This window comes from Peptostreptococcus sp. D1, assembly GCF_900112955.1.
In the GTDB taxonomy this organism is placed as follows: domain Bacteria; phylum Bacillota; class Clostridia; order Peptostreptococcales; family Peptostreptococcaceae; genus Peptostreptococcus.
Genome location: NZ_FONP01000001.1, coordinates 39438 through 62117, shown reverse-complemented (window position 1 = coordinate 62117; position 22680 = coordinate 39438). Strand labels below are relative to the sequence as shown.

Genomic DNA, 22680 nt, shown 5'->3' with positions numbered 1-22680 from the left:
AGATTAAATATAATATTAATTAGCTATTAACAAACAATTAAGGGGTTGTAATATATGGGAGTATTATTTGGAAAAAACAGAGAAAAATTAAAAGAGCTAAAAGTGTGGGATATTTTGATTATTACATTTATTTTATTTTACTCAGCAATAGTTTCTTCAACTGAAGCTTTCTTGGCTACAGGCTCAAAGTCAATAATTCAAATAGAAAAAGTGACTTCTGCTCAAAATTACTACGCAATGCTTATTCAAGGCTCGTTATTGGTTTTGGTGTTTATCTATTTAAAACTGAGAAATTTCGATTTTTCGCAATGGAAATTTGAAATCAGTATAAAAACGATATTTAGTGCAGTGTTGATTTTTATACTTGTGGCATTAGTTATGGATTTACTTTCTCTTGCTTATTTTCATTTTATCGAGGTTGGTTCGTCAGCGAATATACAATCAACAAATAGTGATTTTAGCATATTGGGAATAATTTCATTATCATCTGTATTGTACGCTTTTTTGAATGGCTTTTACGAAGAAATATACTTTATAGGTATTTGTCTTTCAGTAAAACCAGAGTATAGAAAATATTATTTTTTATTATCTCTGTTGGTAAGATTTTCCTTTCATACATATCAAGGTATTTTTCTAGCGCTTGGGATATGCTTGGTGCTAGGTATAATATATTATATGTTATATACTAAATTTAAAAAAGACAATTTATTCTTATTTGCATTTTCGCATACAATTGCTGATATAATAGGTCTGGGTATTATCTCATACTTTTTGTAGAAAAGATATGAAAAAGGTTATATAATAGTAGTAGGAAACATAATACCATATTTTATTTTACTATTTTGGCTAAATGACATCTTCACAACATAGAAATAATGGGGATATAAAATGTTGTGGATGTGTAAAGCTTTGAGGAGGTTTATTATGATAATAACAACTACAAACAATATTGATGGAAGAGAAGTAGCTGAATACAAAGGAATAGTATTTGGAGAAGTTGTATCTGGGATTAATATATTGAAAGATATCGGTGCAGGTCTTAGAAATTTCTTCGGTGGAAGAAGTCAAGGCTATGAAGATGAGCTTTTGGTAGCAAGAGAAAATGCTTTGAAGGAAATGGAAAGCAGAGCTCAAAGCATGGGTGCTGATGCTGTAATCGGTGTAAAAATGGATTACGAGGTATTGGGTGCTGACAACGGTATGTTGATGGTTACATGTTCTGGAACTGCTGTGAAATTGAGATAATATAGCGAGAGGAGATGTTTATTTATGGATTGTATATTTTGTAAGTTGGCCAATGGAGAAATTCCAACAGATTTGGTATATGAGGACGAGAAGGTTGCTGCTTTTAGAGACGTGAATCCAGCTGCACCCGTTCATATTTTGGTTGTTCCAAAGAAGCACTATGTCAGTCTGGAAGACATACCATTTGATGAGATGTCGATAATTGCTGATATTCATTCTGCAATAAGAAAAATTTCAGATAAGGAAGGCTTTGCTGTAGATGGATATAGGATTATAAATAACTGTGGAAAAGATGGTGGACAGGAGGTTCCTCATATTCATTATCATGTTTTGGCTGGAAAAAAGCTGACAAAGCTTGTTACAGACTAATCACTGATTATTTACAAAAACTATTGATTAATCTAAAAAAATAGATTATAATATTATGGTATTAAACTAATTTATTTTAGGTTAATAAATCGCTAGTTGTAGGGAGGTGAAACAGATGTCAGAAGTAAGAGTAAGAGAGAACGAATCATTGGATAGTGCGCTTAGAAGATTTAAGAGACAGTGTGCTATGTCTGGCATAATGTCAGAAGTTAGAAAAAGAGAACACTATGACAAGCCTAGTGTTAAGCGTAAGAAAAAGGCAGAAGCCGCTAGAAGAAAAAACGCTAAAAGATAGTAATAAGAAGAGGTGAAGGGGATGTCCCTTAAAGAAAAACTGCAAGAAGATTTAAAGTCTTCTATGAAAAATAAGGATACTTTAAGAAAGTCAGTAATTACTTTGGTTAGAGCTGCTATCAAGCAATATGAAGTAGATAATCGTGTCGAGTTAGGTGATGCTGAAATAATAGATATTATTTCAAAGCAGCTTAAACAAAGAAATGATTCTCTAATTGAATTTGAAAAAGCTGGCAGAGAAGATCTAGTTGAAGAAACAAAATCTGAAATACAAGTTTTAAAAGAATACCTACCTCAACAATTAAGCGAAGAAGAATTAGAAAAAATTGTGATTGAAACCATTGCCGAAGTTGGAGCCACTTCAATGAAGGATATGGGTAAAATCATGGCTAGTATTAAGCCTAAAACTGCTGGTCGTGCTGATGGCAGAAAGATAAATGAACTTGTGAAAAAGAATTTTGTATAAATGAAATCCCTATGCTACTTGATGGTATAGGGATTTTATTTATACAAAATCGAAAGCCCTGACTGAAATTAAATCTTGAAATGATAAATTATAGAGGATATACAATGCTATTGACATTGTGAGATTTGCAAGTATTTTATATTTATGTTAAAATATATTAGCACAAAGTGGTTTTTACTCAATTTTGAGTGTTTTTATATTTTGTAAAAAAACTATATAAAATAGATTATTCGAGAGGTGATATTTTTGAAAGATTTTACATCCAAAATACCTACGCCAATAACATCACTAGCACTTGGCTGGGTAATTTTAGGAAATGTATTTCAAGGGGTGAATACTTTTTTGAGCGACTTGTGTATGGTGGCATCGTTGATATTGATTGTCCTGACATTTGCAAGTATGCTGTTGAACCCAAAGAAGATAATTGAAAGCTTTAAGACATCCGTTGGAATGTCTATGTTTACATCTATCACAATGGCGTTAATGATGATATCAATTTGGATGAAGGGTGTCTTTGGACAGGCAAATATTTATATTTGGGTTGTTGGAGTAATACTTCATAGTGTAATACTTGTTATCTTTACTATTAGGTATGTTGTTAACTTTAACTTTAATAATGTAACTCCTTCCTGGTTTTTGGTGTACACAGGACTTGGGATTGGAGCGATAACTTGTAGAGATTTCGGCATGATAGTTTTTGGGAAAGCCACGCTGAGCTTTATTGTTTTCGTTAGTGTGATTTTGGCGATTCCGATACTTATTTCGATTTTTGTTAAGAGACAGAAGGTAAAAAATGCTTACAAGCCATTATTTTCGTTGATTAGTGTACCATTAGGAATTATTATACCTGCGTATGTATTTGTCTCTGAAAAAGTTAGCTTTAGTATGGTGTTGTGGATGACGATTTTGCTACAAATAATTTTCGTCGTAGTTTTGATAAATAGTTTATTGCAGGCGTTTAATGGATTCTATCCAGGGTGGTCATGTTATACGGTTAGTAGCTCTATTACTCTGTATGCTACTTCGGTCGCAAAAGACTTATTTGCTTCAAAAAAATTAAACTATGGTTTTTTCCAATATTTGCTGGATGTAGAATATGTAGTTGTATTTATCATATGTTCAATTGTATTGTTGGCATATCTAATAAATGTATTAGATGATCCATCCACTGAAGGAACACATTTGAATCTGACAAGCTCAAACCACAATAGTGCTGCTATTAATAGATTTTCACTATCTGATTTATTTTCTTCAAGGAATAAATCAAAGAAAAGAAAATTATCTAGGGAAAAAAGAAAAAACAGCACATCTGATTTTGAAAAAAATGATAAGCTAGAAAAGAAAGCTGTAAGGTCGAGGTCTTCTAGAAAAATTCGAGAAACAGGTAAGCGTGAATTGGAAAATCAGGCTATTAAAAAAGAAAAAAAGGTTTTTGATGAGGAAGAAATGGATAAATTTTCTAGTTTGATTGACTAGATTAAAAAAGAAGAAAAAAAATATTTAGCATGAGATTTAGTTTAAGCAACTGGAATAATATGTAGAGGTGTAAATTTACCCCTACATATTATTTTATCATAAAAAAAATATTATTAAAAGACTTTTAATATATATTAAATCATAGTATATTATAAGTAACAAAATTAGTATCAATAATTGATACCGAAGGGAGATGTTTTTATGAAGATAGCTATATCTGGTAAAAAAATAAAACTTACAGAGGGTATTACAGGATACATTGAAAAAAAATTTAGCAAGCTTGAAAAGCTGCTTAATGACGATGCTGAATTAAGAGTTACAGTAAGTGCAAATAAGAAAGAAAAGCAAAAAGTGGAGGTTACTTTAGATAACATTAATGGTCATATTGTCAGAGCCGAAGATGTCCAGGAAGATTTATATTCTGCTATCGATATTGTTTGCGATAAGCTTAATAGGCAGATAGTAAAATATAAAAATAAATTCAAATCTAGAACTACGGGAAATGATACCATAAGATTCGAGCAGTTTAATGAATTGGTTGAAGAGGAGATTGATGTGCTTCCAGAGGAAAATGACTTGGTGTTTGAGAGAAGAAAGAGATTTAATCTTAGACCAATGAGTCCAGAGGAGGCGGTTTTACAGATGAATTTGCTAGGACATGACTTTTTCCTATTCAAAGATCAGGATACGTTTGAGGTTTGTCTAGTTTATAGAAGAGGCGATGGTGGCTATGGTATAATTGAGCAGGATTAATAAATTTGAATCCTTAGAGGGTTTATATATAGAGATAATTATAATATAATTGTCTCACATTATTTTAGAGGTTGTAGCAGATTAATGCTCAACCTCTTTTCCTTATGCATAATTAAATTATTTATACTGATTTGAACATAAAACAAAACTCATTTAAATATAAAACAAATTTACTAAGGTAATTGATGATGTTGAAAATCTATTTTATATGTGTTTAAATAATTTTCACAAAACGAACTATGGTTAATGGAATTTATGATATAATTAAAACGTATAGTTTTTATAGAAAAAGGAGTGGATAATTTGATTACACAAAAGCAATTTCAGATATATGAACCGAAATTTGAAAGAGAGCTATTTGGAAATTTTGACGAAAACGTGAAGCTTATTGAAAAAAATTTGAGTATAGATGTAATATTAAGAGAAGGAAAGGTTATCCTAATAGGTGAAGAAAAGAATCTTGAAATGGCAATGAGATTAATGGAAGAACTTCATGATGTAGTTCAGAGTGGGAAATCGATCGATCGCCAACAAATCCTATATACTATAGATTTGATGTTTTCTGGTAGTGAGGACAGAATGAAGGAGCTTGAAGGCACTATTGTGATTACAAAGAAGGGAAATCCTGTACAGCCCAAAACACATGGTCAAAAAGAGTATGTCAGTATTATTGAAAATAATGATATTACCTTTGGGATTGGACCAGCAGGTACAGGAAAGACATATTTGGCAGTTGCCATGGCTGTGAAGGCATTTAAACAAGATGAAGTTACAAGAATAATTCTGACTAGACCGGCTGTGGAAGCAGGTGAATCGTTGGGATTTTTGCCTGGTGATATGAAGGATAAGGTGGATCCATACCTAAGACCCTTGTATGATGCCTTATTTGATATGTTTGGACCTGACAAATTCAATAAGTTTTTGGAAAGAGGTACTATAGAAGTTGCTCCATTGGCGTTTATGAGAGGTAGAACTCTTGATAATGCATTCATTATTTTGGATGAAGCTCAAAATACAACACCAGAGCAGATGAAGATGTTTTTGACTAGACTTGGATTTGGATCCAAAGCAGTGGTAACTGGTGATATAACACAAACTGATTTACCGAGAAATAAACAAAGCGGATTAGTGCAAGCTATAAAAATACTTGAAGGAGTAAAAGGAATTGGTTACAAGGAATTGACTGAAAAAGATGTTGTCAGACATGAATTAGTACAGAGAATTATCAAGGCTTATGCAAAGCACGATAAAAAAATGGAATATAAGGAAAGTAAATCGGACAAAAGTAAAAAGGGAAGATAGGTGAGCTTTGATGAAAATTATTTTGGATAATAGACAGGATGATAGAGATATCAGCGAAGATTTATTGAAAAAAATTGAAAAGGTAATAGTTGCCTGCTTGGAACATGAAGGTTATTCAGATGATTATGAAGTAAGCCTTTCTTTCGTTACGAATGATGAAATAAAAGGCCTGAATAGAGATTACAGAAATATCGATAAGGTTACGGATGTTTTGTCTTTTCCAATGCTGAGCGATGAAGATTTTGACATTGAATATGAAGAATATTCCTTGGGGGACATTGTGATTTCCATTGATAAAGCTGAACAACAGGCAATAGAATACAATCATAGCTTTGAAAGAGAAATATGCTTCCTAGTATGTCACAGTATGTTCCATCTTTTGGGATATGATCATATTCAGGAGGATGAGGCAAAGGCAATGCATGTAAAAGAAAAATATGTATTGGATTCCCTAGGGATAACTAGAGGGCAAAAATATGAGCAAGAGAGAATATAAAAAAAAGAACAAGAGAAAGCAAAGCTTTGTGAAATCTGTAAATGCTGCAATTGAAGGTATAATGTACACCTTTAGAAGTGAGAGAAATATGAAGTTTCATTATTTTTCTTCTTTTGGAGTATTGATGGCAAGCTTATTTTTTAATTTTTCAAAGATTGAATTTATTCTATTGTTAGGAGCAATAACGCTTGTTGTGGTGACGGAAATGATAAACACTGCTATTGAAAAGACCGTTGATTTGATAACATCTGAATATAACATTCTTGCCAAAATTGCAAAGGATGTAGCTGCTGGAGCAGTTTTGGTGTCAGCCCTGTATTCCGTCGTAGTTGCATATATACTTTTTTACAACAAATTGACCTCCTTGACAGGAAATCTCGTTTTCAGGATAAGAGAGTCCGAGCTGCATGTAACGCTAATATGTATAGTTATCGTTCTTATAGCTGTTGTTGTTGTAAAGACGATTACATTTACAGGAACACCATTGAAGGGTGGAATGCCTAGTGGACATTCTGCATTGGCATTTGCATTGGCAACATCTATAACTCTGATGACTGAAAGAGTAGAACCATCATCCTTGTCTTATCTTATGGCAGTGCTAGTTGCGCAGAGTAGGATAGAAGGTAAAATACATACATTTTGGGAAACTATGGCAGGTGCAATGCTCGGTGTATTAATAGCAATAGTCGTATTCCAGTTGGGACTTTTCTATTAATATCAATATGTTTACTGTATTTATTAGTTGTGATATAATATACTGAGACATAGTATAGGTTAGGAGAAATATATGGAATTTAAATCTGGATTTGTGAGTATTGTGGGTAGACCTAATGTTGGGAAGTCAACATTGATGAACAGTATTGTCGGAGAAAAGATCGCTATTATGAGCGATAAACCACAAACTACAAGAAATACCATTCAAGCTGTTTTTACCGACGAAGATTGCCAAATCGTTTTTTTGGATACTCCTGGCATTCACAAGCCTAAGAATAAGCTTGGGGAAATTATGGTGAAATCTGCAGAAGATGCATTCAAAAATGTTGATTGCATTATTTTCGTAGTTGATGATTCTAAAAAAATTGGAAAGGGAGATTCAATGATAATCGAAAATCTAAGAAGGACAAAGACACCAGTTTTTTTAGCTATAAATAAAGTTGATAAGCTTGCCGATAAGGAAGAACTGTTTGACTTGATAAAGATGTATGACGATTTAAAGGTTTTTGAACAGATTGTTCCTACATCAGCGCTTAAAGGCTCGAATGTAAGTCGGCTTGTAGACGTAATAAAGTCTAATTTAAAAGAAGGACCGAAATATTTCCCGGATTATATGGTGACTGACCAGCCTGAAAGGGTTTTGGTCTCAGAGCTGATTAGAGAGAAGGTGTTGATGTACTTGAATGATGAGGTTCCTCATGGTGTAGCTGTTGAGATAGAAAAAATGAAAATCAGAAAATCAAACGATATTGTCGATATTTCAGCAGTTATTTATTGTGAGAGAGGTTCACACAAGGGTATAATCATTGGGAAAAATGGCAGAAAGCTAAAGGGTATTGGAAAGTCTGCCAGAGAAGAAATAGAGTTGATTTTAGGAATAAAAGTAAATTTACAGCTTTGGGTAAAAGTCAAAGAAAATTGGAGAAATTCACGCAATTATATTAACAATTTTGGTTTAAATGAAAATAGGGATTAGTTTAAAAGGGTGGTAATATGGACAAAAAACAGGACTCGTCGCGAGAGTTGTTTAATGATGTAAAAGAAATGATGGATGAAAATAAGCTCATTGAGCTGAGAGAAATGCTTGAAGAATATCACAAGATGGATATTTACGATGTTTTACTTGAGCTGGATGAAGTTGACAAGGTAAAATTATTTGAAATACTTCCACTTGATACAGCCGCTTCAATTTTGGAGGAGTGTGATGTGGAGTTTTTTACCAGCATTGTGTCCATGATTGATGAACAACACGCTAGGAGTATTCTTGATGAAATGTCGTTGGGTGATTTGTCTGACATTTTGAGAGAATTGGAAGATGATGAAAGAGAGAAGATTTTGGATCTTGTCAGCAAGGAAGATGAGGATGAATTGAGAGAATTACTTGCTTATTTGGACGAAACTTCTGGCTCTACGATGAAAAAGGGGTATGTTACTGTTAACAAAAATTTAAACGTTGCTCAAGCCATCAGGCATATTAGAGCTGAAGCCGTCGATGCGGATTCTATTTATTATATATATGTAATTGACAATGAAAAGAAGCTAGTTGGTGTCTTATCACTTAGAGATTTATTTTTAGAAAGAGATTCTGCAATCGTTGAAGATATAATGGTTGAAAATGTTAAATCCGTAGGTGATAACGATGATAGAGAAGAGGCTGTAAAGCTTGTTTCCAAATATAATCTAGTTGCGATACCTGTTGTAGATAGCGGAGGCATACTAAAGGGTATAATTACCGTCGATGACATACTTGATGTGATGGAAGAAGAAGCTACAGAGGATATGTATAAATTTGCTGGAAGTAACGAACACGAGAGAGATGTTGCTGAAAATGAAAAATCTACTTTGAGAGAACAAATTTTATCTTGTGTAAGAGGTAGAGTTCTCTGGTTGATAATAACTGCAATCTTTTCATTTGCAACGGTGTATATATTTATGAATTTTAAGGAATTAATGAATACAGAGATGTATAAATTGATTTTCTTTGCACCGATTGTGATTGCTATGGGTGGAAATGCTAGCTCACAAGCCTCGGCTGTTACAATAATCAACCTAACAAGCAAAGACAGTGATGTAGATTTTGCCACTATTCAAAAAGAAGTAATCAGTAGTATTATAAACGGTATAGTCGTAGCGGTTATTATTGCGATAATAGTTTCACTGTTTGTAGGTAATGTAGGTATTACTATGATAGTTTCAATTGCCACACTTATAAATATAATACTAGGAGCCACATTTGGAACATTGATTCCGATGATTTTGGAAAAAATGGAGTCTGATCCGTCAGTGATTTCTTCTCCGATAGTGACTGTTTGTATGGATATAATTGGGATGTTCGTTTATCTATTACTGATTTCGATAATCCTTTAATAATACTGTTTTCCCTCCTTGATAATTAGGAGGGAAATTTTTTAGGAGAATAGATATGATAATTCTAAATACTCAAGGTGTAGTATTGAGAACAATAAAGTACAACGATAATGATTTGATATTAACTATATTTTCTAGAAAATATGGTAAGGTATCGGCTTTAGCAAAGGGTGCACAGAGACAAAGAAGTAGATTTTTGCCGATTTCTCAAATTTTTTCTTACAACAATTATGTTTTAAAAAAACAAAAAGATATGTTTACACTCAGCCAGGGAGAATCTATTAAAAGCTTTTATAACATAAGTCAAGATTTAGAAAGCTATGCATACACTAGCTTTATTGCGAAATTGGTTGAAAATAATATTGTTGAAGGTCAGACAAATAACAGGCTTTTTGAGCTATTTGTGAAAGCTCTGTTTTTATTTTCAGAGCAAGTTGAGGATAGAATGTTCCTGCTAGATATTTTCTTATTGAAATTCATAGATTATATGGGGTATAGACCTGATTTGAGTAATTGTGTTTCGTGTGGGAAAAAATTTCAATCATATTCATATTTTTCCTTGAAAAAAGGTGGTGTAATTTGTGGAAATTGTAGTGATTTTGAAAAAAATTTCATCAAACTTGATAAAACTACTATAGAACTCATGCAATATATACTAAATAATGATATAATAGATTGTAACAAGGCAAAAGTTTCACCGATTTTAGTCAAGGAGCTTTTTTTCCTATTGAAGCGGTATCTGGTTGCACATTTTGAAAATGTAAATTTTTTGCCTTTAGATTTGTTAAAATAGTGAGGAGGTAATACTATGACTACAATATCAATAGAAAAGGTAGATGCGGTACTAGAGAGAGTGCCATTTGCTACATATAAAGAAGCTAAAGAGGCATTGGAAAAGACTAATGGAGATGTTTTAGAAGCAATAATCTTAATTGAAGAGGCTCATGTTGACCCATGTGTAGATGAAAGATTTGAATATTTTGATGAAAAAATCAGTCATGAAGGAGAAAAGCTAAAAGAACAGTTGACTGAATTGATCATAAAGAGTAATGTAATTCGGGTTAAGGTAGAAAAAGAAGGTAAGATTATTTTGAATTTGCCGTTAACTGTAGGTGTTATTGGTGTTGCGGCAATGCCTCTATTTGCACTGTTTGGATTATCTGCAGCAGTATTGGCTAAATACTCAGTTAAAATAGTTGACGAAAAAAGCACTGATGAAGTAGACTTGGGTACATTGAACAATGAAAAGATAGAGATATTGAAGGAAATGTTTGTGAATTCTTTTAATGATATTAAATCTGGTTTTAAAACCGAAAAGGCTGATGATGAAACATCAAGCGATATTACTGAGGAATTGATAGACGAAGATCGAAAAGATGAAAAGTAATAAATAATTAAATCTGAAGCATTAAATAATAATCGGTATTTTTACCGATTATTATTTAAAATATAACTTTATTGGGAGGAATTTTATGAATTTTCAAGACATGATTTTGGCTTTACAGAATTTCTGGGCGAAGCATGGCTGTATAATGACTCAACCTTATGATGTTGAGAAAGGTGCTGGGACAATGAATCCAAATACATTTTTGAGATCCTTGGGACCAGAGCCATGGAGTGTATGCTATGTTGAACCTTCAAGAAGACCTGCAGATGGGAGATATGGGGAAAATCCAAATAGATTATATCAGCATCACCAGTTCCAGGTTATTTTAAAACCGTCTCCAGATGATATTCAGGATTTGTATTTAGAGTCTTTGAGAGCGATAGGCATCAATCCTGATGAACATGATATTCGATTTGTTGAAGATAACTGGGAAGCTGCAACAATCGGAGCATGGGGACTTGGTTGGGAAGTATGGCTGGACGGTATGGAAATAACTCAGTTTACATATTTCCAGCAGGTAGGAAGTATAGAGTGCGAGCTGGAAACTGGTGAAATTACTTACGGACTTGAAAGAATAGCCATGTATATTCAGGATGTGGACAGTGTTTACGATTTGAAATGGAATGACACTATAACATATGGAGAAGTATTCAAAAAGCAGGAATATGAGAATTCAAGATATGCCTTTGATGAATGTGATTATGAAATGTTGTTTAGGATGTTCGATATGTACGAAGCAGAGGCAATAAGAATAGCTGATCTTGGGCTAGTGATTCCTTGTTATGACAACATTTTGAAGTGTTCACACATTTTTAATACTTTGGATGCTAGAGGTGCTATTGCTGTGAGTCAGAGAGCTGCATTTATAGGAAAAATACGTAATCTTGCAAAATTAATTGCAGAAACATACATCAAACAGAGGGAAGAGCTTGGATTCCCATTATTAAAGGAAGGTGAAGTAAATGAGTAATTATCTATTATATGAAATAGGAATAGAAGAGATGCCTTCAAGATTTGTGGAATCGACGCTAGATCAGTTGAAGGACAATTTGACAAAGCTATTGTATGAAAAGAGAGTTAGTTTTGGAAAAATAAATACATTTGCAACGCCTAGGAGACTTGTTTTAGTTGTTGATGATATTGCGTTGAAGCAGGCTGATTTTGAAGAAGAAGTAAAGGGACCATCCAAGAAGATTTCGCTTGATGCAGATGGTAATTTCTCAAAATCGGCGTTGGGTTTTATGCGTGGAAAGGGATTATCAGAAGCTGATGTATACTTCAAAAATATTGGTGATGATGAATATCTTTTTGCAACTATTAAAGATGTTGGAGTGAATACAAAAACTGTTTTAATGGAAGTATTGCCTGAAATAGTAAAATCAGTTGTATTTCCAAAGTCAATGCGTTGGGGCGGAAAAAATATGAGATTTGTAAGACCCATAAGATGGCTGGTTGCTATGTTAAACGACGAGGTTGTTCCAGTTGATTTGGAAGGTATTATTGCTTCAAATACTACAGTAGGTCATAGATTTTTGGGCAAGAAATCGATTGAAGTATATGGATTAGACGACTATTTGAAAAAGTTAAGAGAAAACTATGTCATACTGGATCAAGCTGAAAGAAAATCATTGATTCTTGAACAGATTAACAAAGTTGCAAAAAGCATAAATGGAAAAGTAGATATGGACGAGGAGCTTTTAGCTGAAGTAACTTACATAGTAGAATATCCAACTGCATTTTATGGAGAATTTGACAAGGAATACACTTCTCTTCCAAAGGAAGTTGTAAAAACACCTATGAAGTCACATCAGAGATATTTCCCCGTTTTGGATGAAAATGAAAATCTGATGCCAAATTTTGTTGCTGTTAGAAATGGTAATGATTATATGATAGAAAATGTAAAGAAGGGAAATGAAAAAGTCCTGGAAGCGAGACTTGCTGATGCATTGTTCTTCTTTAAAGAGGATACTAGAAATAACTTGGAGCACTATAGAGCTAAATTAAGTGATGTAGTATTCCAAGAAAAGCTAGGTACATTATTGGATAAGTCTGATAGAATTTACAATTTAGCAAAAAATGTTGAAGCTGATTTTGAATTAAATAATGCTGCCTTACAGAGAGCTGCATATCTATGCAAGGCTGATTTGGTGACTAGCATGGTATTTGAATTTGACGAACTACAGGGATATATGGGGATGGAGTATTCAAAAATTGATGGAGAAGAGCAGCTAGTTTCAGCAGCAATTTTTGAACATTATCTACCTAGATTTAGTGGTGATACTATTCCAAATTCTATTGAAGGCTCAATACTTTCTATATTGGATAAGATTGATACAATTTCAGGATTTTTTGCGTTGGGAATTCAACCAACGGGTTCTGCTGATCCATTTGCGTTAAGAAGACAGTGCTTGGGAATACTGACTATACTGATCAAAAATAATATCAATTTAGATTTAGCAAAATTAATTGGGAAATCATTGGATGAATACAAGAATATAAGCTTTGATAAAGAGAAAGTAACTGCCGAAATAATATCTTTCTTTAACGATAGAATGGCAAATATGTTTAAAGATTTCGGTATTAGATACGATGTTATAGATGCAGTTTTGTCTATTGATGAAAAAAATATTCTAGATTTGTTTACTAGAGCAGAGTCGATCAATAAATGGATAGATAGAGACTCTCTAACTGATATGCTAGTGGCATTTAACAGAGTTTCGACATTAGCCGAAAAAGCTAAGAATCAGAAGGTTTCTGTTGAGCTACTAAGTGACGAATCCGAAAAGGTGCTTTACAGTGCATTTATTGATGTTGACAAAGATATTGATATATTTATAGCACAAAAAGAATATACAAAAGCTCTTGATAGATTTGCAGGGTTAAAATCTAGCATAGATAATTTCTTTGATAGCGTTATGGTTATGGATGAAAATGAAATTGTTAGAAATAATAGATTAGGTTTGTTGAAGTCTATATATAACTCGATGTTAAAAATATGTGATCTTTCAAAGATTGTGTATAAATAAAACAATAATTATATTGTGATTTTTGAAAATATACAATAAAATTTAATAATATTATTTGGTTAACTTAAAATTGTCGCCATATTCTATAGATTAATAAATGGATATGGCGATTTTTAATTTTATATCAGGTGTTTTATTATCGTATGATTGATAAAAAGGTGTAATGTGATTTGAAAATAACATATAAATAATATATAAATAATATATCGAAATTAAATAAGAATAAAAAAATTATAAAATCTATTGATTAATATATAGTTCAAATGTATAATATAAGTATGTATTTTGCGTGTATTTATTAATTTAGGTAGTATTTGTGAGACAATGTTTTTTAATGCATTTATCTGTTTATATTTATATAGATGCGTTCAATTAAAATTTGTATTTTATTTATATTTCGAGGTATGAAAATGGAAATTAACAAAATAAAAAGAGTAATAGTGTTTGTATTGATTTTAGGGGTTGTATTTCTTCAATCATATTCCTATGCTGAAAGCATGGCAGAAATAAAACTTGATGCATCAATGCATTTGAATTCTGAAAATGGGAAAAATTTAATAGGGAGAAAGCTGCAGCTTTGGAGAGTATCAGATAAGATAACTGACGAAAATGATAAGATTTCATTGGCAAAATCTCTTGAAAGTTATTCTACAGAAAAATTAAATGATAGGTATAAAAAATATGGAGCTTCAATTATTACAAATTCCATGTCTAGTGATGGAATCATAAAAATTAATTTTGAAAAAGGTGGAAGCTACTATGCTAGAGAGTTATTGAATGTGGGTGATAACAGAATTCTTTCTTCATTTATTATAAACGTAGCATTAGATGGTATAACAACTGATATCAAACTAAAGCTTTATTCACCTCCAACTACTGAAGATTATGGTGGCTATAAGTTTTTGAAGGTTGCGAATGATAGTGCTCAGACTCCTCTGCAAGGTGCTACATTTAAAGTTATGAAAAAAGTGGGAGGATATTATAGTGCTGTTCAAAGAGGCTCAAAAGAATATATTGTAGCCTCAAATAGCAAGGGAGAATTTTTCGTAAGCAATCTCCCTTATGGAGAATATTATTTATGGGAGACAAAATCACCAAATGGATATTTGCCACTGTCAAAATCCATTAAATTTGTTGTAAATAGTAAGTCGGATATTAGTGACGTATTAAAAATCGAAAACAAATTTAACTCCATTTTTAATAGAAATAATACAACTGAAGACACATCGTCAATTGAATCTATAATAATTCCTAAAACAGGCGATGTTATGTTAATTTTGTTAACTGTAGGTGGTGCTGTTCTGTGCTTGTTGGGGTATAGATTAGTGCGTGACGATAAACAATTTATCTAGAATGAATGGAGGATTGAATGTCAGACATCTTAAATAATAAAGAAAAATCTAAGAAAAATAAAAAAAATAAGAAAAAAAGCCAGTTGCCCTTTATTATGATTTTCATAGTGGGGCTACTTGTTTTATTGTACCCTCAGGTATCAAGACTATATTATCGAGTAGAGTCAAATTTTCAAGTAGAAGATTTTGAAAAGGCGAAAAAAGCCTTAACCGATGACGAAGTAAATAAGAGAATTGAGTTAGCAAGAGCATATAATTCTTCGTTGAATAGCAATGTTCCCGACGATCCCTATGATAAAAAGAAAAAGAGTGAGGGCATTAGGGAATATGCTAGAATGTTAGAGGTTAAAGAAAAAATAGGGCATATTGAGGTTCCAAAAATAGATGTAGATATTCCTATTTATGCGGGAACTACTGAAGACATTTTGCAAAAAGGAGCTGGTCATCTTGAAGGAACCTCTTTGCCAGTTGGTGGTAAAAATACTCATACTGTTATAACTGCGCACTCTGGATTGCCTTCTGCAAAGTTATTTTCAGATTTGAATAAAATAAAAATAGGTGACGAATTTTATATTCATAATATATCATATACAATGGCATATAAGGTTGATCAAATAATTACTGTTCTACCCTCAGATTTTGATGATTTGCTCGTAGTAAAAGGGAAGGATTATGCGACATTGTTGACATGTACTCCAATAATGATCAACACTCATCGTCTTTTAGTTAGAGGACATAGAGTTCCCTATGTTCCAAATAAAAATGATGCTCAGAAGAAAAAGAATGATTTGATATTCTATGCAAAGTGCTTGGCTGTTTTACTTGTAATATTGATACTTATTCTATGGATATGGAGAAGACTTCGTAAGCGTAAAAATAGTGTAAGGTGAAAAATAAGTGGATGAATTGAAAAGAAAAATAAACAATAAGAAAACAAAAGTAGTTAAAAGTAAAGGCCCGAAGGAGCAATGCTTGGATAAAAAGAAAAATACGATTTTTATTCTAATGTTCATTTTTGGGTTTTTAATACTGATGTATCCATTGGTTTCAAAGTTGTATTATAGGGTTGAATCGAATTTTCAGGTCCAAGAATTTGAAAAGGCTAAAGATGAATTTCCGACTGCCGAGATAAAGAAAAAAATTCAATTGGCTAAAGCGTATAATACGACACTTGATCCTAGCAAAATGGTGGATGCATTTTCTGTAAAGCAAAAGGCAGGTATTGCTGAATATGCTAGAATGTTAGAGATAAAAGAGAAAATTGGTCATATTGAAATACCAAAAATAGACCAAGATTTACCTATTTATGCTGGTACATCTGAAGAAGTATTGCAAAAAGGAGCCGGGCATTTGGAAGGAACATCTCTTCCAATCGGTGGTAAAAGCACTCATACTGTTATTACAGCACATAGAGGATTACCAACAGCACAGCTGTTTACTAATCTGGACAAATTGGAAAAAGGGGATGTATTTTATGTTCACAATATAGAAAAGACCTTGGCATATAAGGTCGATAGAATTCTGACTGTAGAGCCGAGCAATTTTGAACCAGTGCTGGTGACAAAGGGTGACGATTTTTGTACTCTATTGACGTGTACTCCGTATATGATAAATTCGCATAGACTGCTTGTAACAGGTTACAGGATACCGTATGTTGCTAGTGAGCATAAAAAGGCTGAAGCAGAAGCATTGTTTTATAGAATATTTAAAGCATTATTGATTGTGTTATGCTTATTAATTTTATTCTATCTTGTGTATAGATATATAAAAAATCATAGGAAAAAAGAAAAATAAGAAAAGAATGCTAGATAAGGCTATAGGTGTATAGTTCTATTCTAGAAGCTGAATGGGGTTGATATATAAATGACAAGAAAACAAGAGGAAAAACCCAAATACAAAATAAGTAAAAATAGATGCAAAAAAATAGTGGGATATATGTTGATTCTTACAGGGATACTACTGCCGCTTTCTGCATTTACTTCCTTGAGTATAAACAATATAAAATCAAATGGAGAATATGATGAATATATTGAAGATACTAAGAGACAGAGTATAGATGAAGATGAAAGGAACGGAATTGAAAGCTATAATAAAAAAGTCATGAATAATGATCAAAACATTGTAGATCCCTTTATTGCAGATGAATATAAAGTGGAGTATGACTTTTATAAAAAAAATCCAGACAAGGTTTTTGCTTATCTTGTGATTCCTGCTATTAATGTCAAGAAACCAATAAGACTAGATGCAACATATGATCATCTTGCAAATGGTGTTGCGCAGATAGATGGAACATCTCTTCCTGTTGGAGGTATTGGTACCAGAACTGTTATTGCAGGGCATAGAGGCTGGTACAGAGATGTGATGCTGTTGAATCTTGGAGAGCTTAAAAAGGGAGATAAGGTATATATCAATAGACAAGGTAATATCTTGGAGTATGTGGTTGACGATACGGAAATTATCAGACCTTCCGAGTGGGAAAGATTAAAGCCGATTAAAGATAAGGATATGTTGACCTTACTTTCATGTCATCCCAAAAGACCTCCAAGTCCGTATAGACTTTTGGTGAATTGTGTTAGAGCTGAAAAAGATGAGCTTTCAAGGCATGAGAACAAATCTGATACTAAAATAATAAAAACGACTTCAAAAAATATAACCGTGCTAGTAACTGAAATTTTTATATATGTAATCACTCTGGTTGGATGGATATTCTTTTTCTTTGTGATATTAAAATTTAAAAAGTTTCTTTTGAATAGATAGAGTATAACCATTTATTTAATTTTGAGGTTATTTTACCGCAGATGTCGATTTATCTGCGGTTTTTTGTTGTAAATGAATATTTTTATAAAGAATCAATGCAAAATTGACTTTGAAGTCTATACAATAAATAAATGTAGATTATTTTTATTTATATATACTATTGATTTAAATTGAACTTAGTATTATAATATACTATATAGAAATGGTATATCACATTTAAAGGAAGTTGTATATTATATTTGAAAGTAGGTGATTAATATTCAACTGAATGATAGACAATTAAAAATTATTGATATCGTCAAGTCGAATGAACCGATTACAGGAGAAAGAATAGCCGACAAATTAAATGTAACTAGGGCGACTTTGAGGTCTGATCTGGTTGTTTTGACTATGACAGGAATTTTAGATGCTAGACCAAAGGTGGGATATTTTTACGTCGGAGAAGGTAATTTTTCGAATGAAAGCACATCTTTTAAGCAATTGAAAGTTTCTGATGTAATGGGAGTTCCTCTGACTGCGAGGCAGAATGATACAGTTTATGATGTTATAGTTAATATTTTTTTAGAGGATTCCGGTGGAGTATTTATTATCGATGATGATGATTATCTTTGTGGAGTAGTGTCTAGAAAAGATTTGTTAAAGGCCACAATGGGAAACAAGGATATAAAAAATGATCCAATTGGATTGGCTATGACTAGAATGCCAAATATTGCGACAGTTTTGGAGGATAATTCGATTAGCGATGCTGCTAGGATGCTGGTGACTAGAGAAGTTGATAGTTTACCTGTCGTTAGGTATGAAGATGGCGATATTCACAAGATGAAGATAGTTGGAAAAATTTCAAAAACATCTATTACGAGGCTTTTCTTAGAATTAATGGATAAATAATCAAATAAAGAGGATAATATAGATGTTAACGAAATGGAGGTATTATGAATAAAAAAATGATGATTTTTATCATATCAGATTCACTTGGAGAAACGGCTAGAACTATAGCTAGAGCCTGTATTTCTCAATTTGAAAATAAAGAGGAATGGGATATTAGAAGATATCCGTTTATAAATTCAACTGAATTATTGAAGGAGGTTTTGGATGAGGCGAAAAAAAATGACGCTCTTGTTCTTTATAGCTTGGTAAGTGAGGAATTGGCAAATTATTCTGGAGACTACTGTACAGAAAATGAAATAGAGAGTGTGGATTTGTTGTCAAGTATAATTCTTAAAATGAGTACTAAGTCGAACTCAAAGCCGCTTAGAGAAGCAGGCTTAATCAGAAAGATGGACAAGTCATATTTTGAAAGAGTGGAAGCGATTGAGTTTGCCGTAAAGTATGATGATGGGAAGGATCCGAGGGGGCTGTTAAAGGCTGACTTGGTTTTAGTTGGCATTTCTAGAACCTCAAAGACTCCGTTGAGTATGTATTTGGCAAACAAGCATATTAAGGTTGCTAATGTACCATTGGTTCCAGAGGTTCCGATTCCAAAGGAGCTTGCAAATGTCGACCCTAGAAAAATAATAGGTCTGACGAACTCACCTGAAAAATTGAACACAATTAGAGTAGAAAGATTGAAGTCGATGGGACTTTCGGGTAGTGCCAATTATGCGAAGTTAGACAGAATTTTAGAAGAGTTGGACTATTCCGAAGAGGTTATGAAGAATTTAAAATGCCCAGTAATAAATGTAGCCAACAAGGCAATTGAAGAAACAGCTGGAATAATTTTGGATATTTTAAAAGAAAATGGAATGTCAATAATTAAGGATTACGATATTTAGTGTATTTTTACAGGAGGAAAAACATGAGTACAAAATTTGTTTATAGTTTTGATGAAGGTAATAAGGATATGAGAAGCCTATTGGGTGGTAAGGGAGCTAATTTGGCAGAAATGACAAATATTGGTCTTCCTGTACCTCAGGGCTTCACTATTACTACTGAAGCTTGCAATGATTATTATGAAAATGATCACAAGATTAGAAAAGAAATATTGGATCAAATCGATGAAAAATTAGCTCAATTGGAAAAAGAACAGGGGAAAATTCTTGGAGCTGAGAAAAATCCATTATTGGTATCTGTAAGATCAGGGGCTGTGTTCTCAATGCCAGGTATGATGGATACAATATTAAATCTAGGTCTTAATGATACTAGTATCAAAGGACTGATAGAATCAACTAATAACGAAAGATTTTCATATGACAGCTACAGAAGATTTATTCAAATGTTCTCAGATGTTGCTATGGAAGTACCAAAATACAAATTTGAAAATGTTTTAGAGAGAGTAAAGGAAGAAAAGGGATACAAATTTGATACTGAGTTAAGTATTGATGATTTGAAGGAAATCGTTGTAGAGTTTAAAAATATTTATAAAAAAGAGGTTGGAGAGGACTTCCCTCAAGATCCGAAAAAGCAATTGCTGTTGGCGATTGAGGCTGTTTTCAGATCATGGAACAATCCTAGGGCTGTTGTTTATAGAAAATTAAACGATATAGCAAATAATCTTGGTACTGCGGTAAACATTCAATCTATGGTATTTGGTAATATGGGTACTGATAGTGGAACTGGTGTTGCATTTACAAGAAATCCATCAACTGGAGAAAACAAATTATTTGGAGAATATCTAATAAATGCACAAGGAGAAGATGTTGTTGCTGGAATCAGAACACCTCAGAGTATAGATACATTAAAGAACGATATGCCTGAAATGTACAATCAATTTGTTGAAATAACACAGATTTTAGAAGGTCATTATAAGGATATGCAGGATATAGAGTTCACTATCGAAAAAGGAAGGCTTTACATACTTCAGACTAGAAATGGAAAGAGAACTGCAAAGGCTGCAATTAATGTAGTAGTTGATTTGGTAAATTCTGGCGTAATAGATAAGGAAGAGGCAATAATGAGAATAGAGCCGGGTCAATTGGATCAATTGCTTCATCCAACATTTGATCAAAAGGCGCTTAAATCTGCTGAATTGCTAGCAAAAGGTCTTCCAGCATCTCCAGGTGCAGCTTCAGGAAAGGTGTACTTCCATGCTGATGACGTTGTTGAGCATGCAAAGCTTGGTGAAAAAACTTTATTGGTCAGACAGGAAACATCTCCAGAGGATATAGAAGGTATGGTAAGCTCAGAAGGTATCTTGACTGCTAGAGGTGGTATGACTTCTCATGCGGCAGTTGTTGCTAGAGGTATGGGAAAATGCTGTGTTGCAGGCTGTGGTGAATTGAGAGTAGATGAAGCGGCAAAGGAAATAAGAGTTGGCGACAGAGTTATAAAAGAAGGACAGTTCATGTCAATTGATGGATCAACTGGCTGTGTATACCTTGGCTCAATAGAGATGACAAGCGTTGAAGTTGGAGGAAGCTTCGGCGTATTTATGGGCTGGGTTGATGAAATCAGAGACATGAAGGTTAGAACAAATGCCGACAATCCAAGAGATGCAAAAAAAGCTATTGAGTTTGGTGCTGAGGGTATCGGTCTTTGTAGAACTGAGCATATGTTCTTTGAAGAAGAAAGAATACCGGCTGTTAGAGAAATGATATTGGCTGACAATGTCGAAGATAGAATAAAGGCATTGGATAAACTACTTCCATTCCAAAGAGAGGATTTCCATGGTATATTCAAGGCAATGGATGGAAGACCTTGTAATATAAGACTATTGGATCCACCTCTACATGAATTTTTGCCTCATGAGGATTCTGCAATAGAAGAATTAGCAAAACAAATGGGAATAAGACCTACTGAATTGAAGAAGAGAGTAGTGGATTTGGATGAATTCAACCCAATGCTTGGTCATAGAGGCTGTAGATTGGCTGTAACATATCCAGAAATCTGTGAAATGCAAGCAAGAGCAATAGCGCAGGGGGCAATACTAGCGATGAAAGATGGACACAAGGTAGTGCCTGAAATAATGGTGCCATTAATCGGAACAGTTAATGAATTAAAGATGCTTAGACCAATTATTGAGGAGGCAGTAAATTCTGAGCTTGAAAAAGCAGGTGTAGAGATGGATTATACTGTGGGTACTATGATAGAAATACCAAGAGCTTGTGTTACTGCTGATGAAATAGCAGAAGCTGCCGATTTCTTCAGCTTTGGAACAAATGACTTGACTCAAATGGGATTCGGATATTCTAGAGATGATGCTGGTAAATTCTTAGGTGAATACGTAGATAAAGGTGTTCTTGAAAAAGATCCATTCCAAGTTCTTGATCAGAAAGGTATTGGAAAGCTTGTTGAAATGGCTGTAAAACTTGGAAGAGGTACTAATCCAGAATTGAAGCTAGGAATTTGTGGAGAACACGGTGGAGAACCATCATCAGTTGAATTCTGTTATAATCAAGGCTTGAACTATGTTTCTTGCTCACCATTCAGAGTTCCAATTGCAAGATTAGCTGTTGCTCAGTCAACAATAAAAAAGAGAAGTGGGGCAATCGAAAGAGATAAATAATTAATCTAGTAATTGCTTAAATAATAAATTAATGTTGGTTTTGATGATAAATTGTTATAAATAAGTATATTTATAACTGAATTATTAGAAAATTAATTATAAAATAAAGTAGCTAATTTAAAATATAATAGTGTAATTTATAGTAGATTTACCGTTGATTAGAGGTGTATAAAGCCTTTGATTAACGGTATTTTTATTTTGAATTTTAAGATATAGAAAAAATCTATATTTAGAA

23 protein-coding genes are annotated in these 22680 nt (G+C 33.0%); all 23 read left to right on the top strand.

All coding sequences use genetic code 11. The features are described 5' to 3' along the window. The first annotated feature begins 54 nt into the window (after positions 1-54). Entirely contained in the window at positions 55-777 is a 723-nt protein-coding gene (locus tag BM120_RS00300) for a CPBP family glutamic-type intramembrane protease (protein ID WP_207645679.1), read from the top strand. A 147-nt stretch (positions 778-924) separates the two neighbouring features. Further along, the gene (locus BM120_RS00295; RefSeq protein WP_091992503.1) at positions 925-1245 is read left to right on the top strand and encodes a putative heavy metal-binding protein; all 321 of its coding nucleotides are present in this window, start codon (positions 925-927) and stop codon (positions 1243-1245) included. A 24-nt stretch (positions 1246-1269) separates the two neighbouring features. Next, positions 1270-1614 (top strand): histidine triad nucleotide-binding protein, encoded by a 345-nt coding sequence (locus BM120_RS00290; protein WP_091992502.1) that lies wholly within the window; start codon positions 1270-1272, stop codon positions 1612-1614. Positions 1615-1729: 115 nt separating this feature from the next. Next, complete coding sequence (gene rpsU / locus BM120_RS00285) at positions 1730-1909, top strand: 30S ribosomal protein S21 (protein WP_002844447.1); 180 nt, start codon at positions 1730-1732, stop codon at positions 1907-1909. 21 nt (positions 1910-1930) lie between these two features. Continuing rightward, positions 1931-2374 carry a GatB/YqeY domain-containing protein gene (locus BM120_RS00280; protein WP_091992501.1) on the top strand — a complete coding sequence of 148 codons (444 nt, stop codon included), beginning with the start codon at positions 1931-1933 and terminating at the stop codon, positions 2372-2374. Between the two features lie 246 nt (positions 2375-2620). After that, a complete protein-coding gene (locus BM120_RS00275; RefSeq protein ID WP_091992500.1) occupies positions 2621-3850 on the top strand; it encodes a TDT family transporter in 1230 nt (409 codons plus the stop codon). A 201-nt stretch (positions 3851-4051) separates the two neighbouring features. Beyond that, positions 4052-4603 carry a ribosome hibernation-promoting factor, HPF/YfiA family gene (gene hpf / locus BM120_RS00270; protein ID WP_091992499.1) on the top strand — a complete coding sequence of 184 codons (552 nt, stop codon included), beginning with the start codon at positions 4052-4054 and terminating at the stop codon, positions 4601-4603. Positions 4604-4906: 303 nt separating this feature from the next. Beyond that, the gene (locus tag BM120_RS00265) at positions 4907-5905 is read left to right on the top strand and encodes a PhoH family protein (protein WP_091992498.1); all 999 of its coding nucleotides are present in this window, start codon (positions 4907-4909) and stop codon (positions 5903-5905) included. 10 nt (positions 5906-5915) lie between these two features. Beyond that, on the top strand, positions 5916-6401 hold the full coding sequence (ybeY, locus tag BM120_RS00260) for an rRNA maturation RNase YbeY (RefSeq protein ID WP_091992497.1): 486 nt from the start codon (positions 5916-5918) through the stop codon (positions 6399-6401). Next, the gene (locus BM120_RS00255) at positions 6382-7116 is read left to right on the top strand and encodes a diacylglycerol kinase (RefSeq protein ID WP_091992496.1); all 735 of its coding nucleotides are present in this window, start codon (positions 6382-6384) and stop codon (positions 7114-7116) included. Before ybeY ends, BM120_RS00255 begins: the two co-directional genes overlap by 20 nt. Positions 7117-7188: 72 nt before the next feature. After that, complete coding sequence (gene era, locus BM120_RS00250; RefSeq protein WP_091992495.1) at positions 7189-8091, top strand: GTPase Era; 903 nt, start codon at positions 7189-7191, stop codon at positions 8089-8091. A 17-nt stretch (positions 8092-8108) separates the two neighbouring features. Then, the gene (gene mgtE / locus BM120_RS00245) at positions 8109-9482 is read left to right on the top strand and encodes a magnesium transporter (RefSeq protein WP_091992494.1); all 1374 of its coding nucleotides are present in this window, start codon (positions 8109-8111) and stop codon (positions 9480-9482) included. Positions 9483-9537: 55 nt separating this feature from the next. Next, positions 9538-10275 (top strand): DNA repair protein RecO, encoded by a 738-nt coding sequence (gene recO, locus BM120_RS00240; RefSeq protein WP_091992493.1) that lies wholly within the window; start codon positions 9538-9540, stop codon positions 10273-10275. Between the two features lie 15 nt (positions 10276-10290). Continuing rightward, positions 10291-10869, top strand: coding sequence for a DUF4342 domain-containing protein (locus tag BM120_RS00235; protein ID WP_091992492.1), 579 nt, complete (start codon positions 10291-10293; stop codon positions 10867-10869). A gap of 85 nt (positions 10870-10954) precedes the next feature. Then, positions 10955-11839, top strand: a complete 885-nt coding sequence (gene glyQ, locus BM120_RS00230; RefSeq protein WP_091992491.1) for a glycine--tRNA ligase subunit alpha — start codon at positions 10955-10957, stop codon at positions 11837-11839. Then, positions 11832-13895, top strand: coding sequence for a glycine--tRNA ligase subunit beta (gene glyS, locus BM120_RS00225; RefSeq protein WP_091992490.1), 2064 nt, complete (start codon positions 11832-11834; stop codon positions 13893-13895). The genes glyQ and glyS overlap by 8 nt, the downstream gene beginning before the upstream one ends. A gap of 410 nt (positions 13896-14305) precedes the next feature. Next, positions 14306-15247 (top strand): SpaA isopeptide-forming pilin-related protein, encoded by a 942-nt coding sequence (locus tag BM120_RS00220; RefSeq protein ID WP_091992489.1) that lies wholly within the window; start codon positions 14306-14308, stop codon positions 15245-15247. A 17-nt stretch (positions 15248-15264) separates the two neighbouring features. Beyond that, complete coding sequence (locus tag BM120_RS00215) at positions 15265-16137, top strand: class C sortase (RefSeq protein WP_091992488.1); 873 nt, start codon at positions 15265-15267, stop codon at positions 16135-16137. 7 nt (positions 16138-16144) lie between these two features. Then, positions 16145-17041 (top strand): class C sortase, encoded by an 897-nt coding sequence (locus BM120_RS00210; RefSeq protein WP_278335301.1) that lies wholly within the window; start codon positions 16145-16147, stop codon positions 17039-17041. Positions 17042-17110: 69 nt separating this feature from the next. After that, positions 17111-18004 (top strand): class C sortase, encoded by an 894-nt coding sequence (locus tag BM120_RS00205; protein WP_091992487.1) that lies wholly within the window; start codon positions 17111-17113, stop codon positions 18002-18004. A gap of 249 nt (positions 18005-18253) precedes the next feature. Continuing rightward, positions 18254-18892 carry a transcriptional regulator CcpN gene (locus tag BM120_RS00200; protein WP_091992486.1) on the top strand — a complete coding sequence of 213 codons (639 nt, stop codon included), beginning with the start codon at positions 18254-18256 and terminating at the stop codon, positions 18890-18892. A gap of 44 nt (positions 18893-18936) precedes the next feature. Beyond that, a complete protein-coding gene (locus BM120_RS00195) occupies positions 18937-19776 on the top strand; it encodes a pyruvate, water dikinase regulatory protein (protein WP_091992485.1) in 840 nt (279 codons plus the stop codon). 23 nt (positions 19777-19799) lie between these two features. Next, positions 19800-22445, top strand: a complete 2646-nt coding sequence (gene ppdK, locus BM120_RS00190; protein ID WP_091992484.1) for a pyruvate, phosphate dikinase — start codon at positions 19800-19802, stop codon at positions 22443-22445. Positions 22446-22680 lie beyond the last annotated feature (235 nt).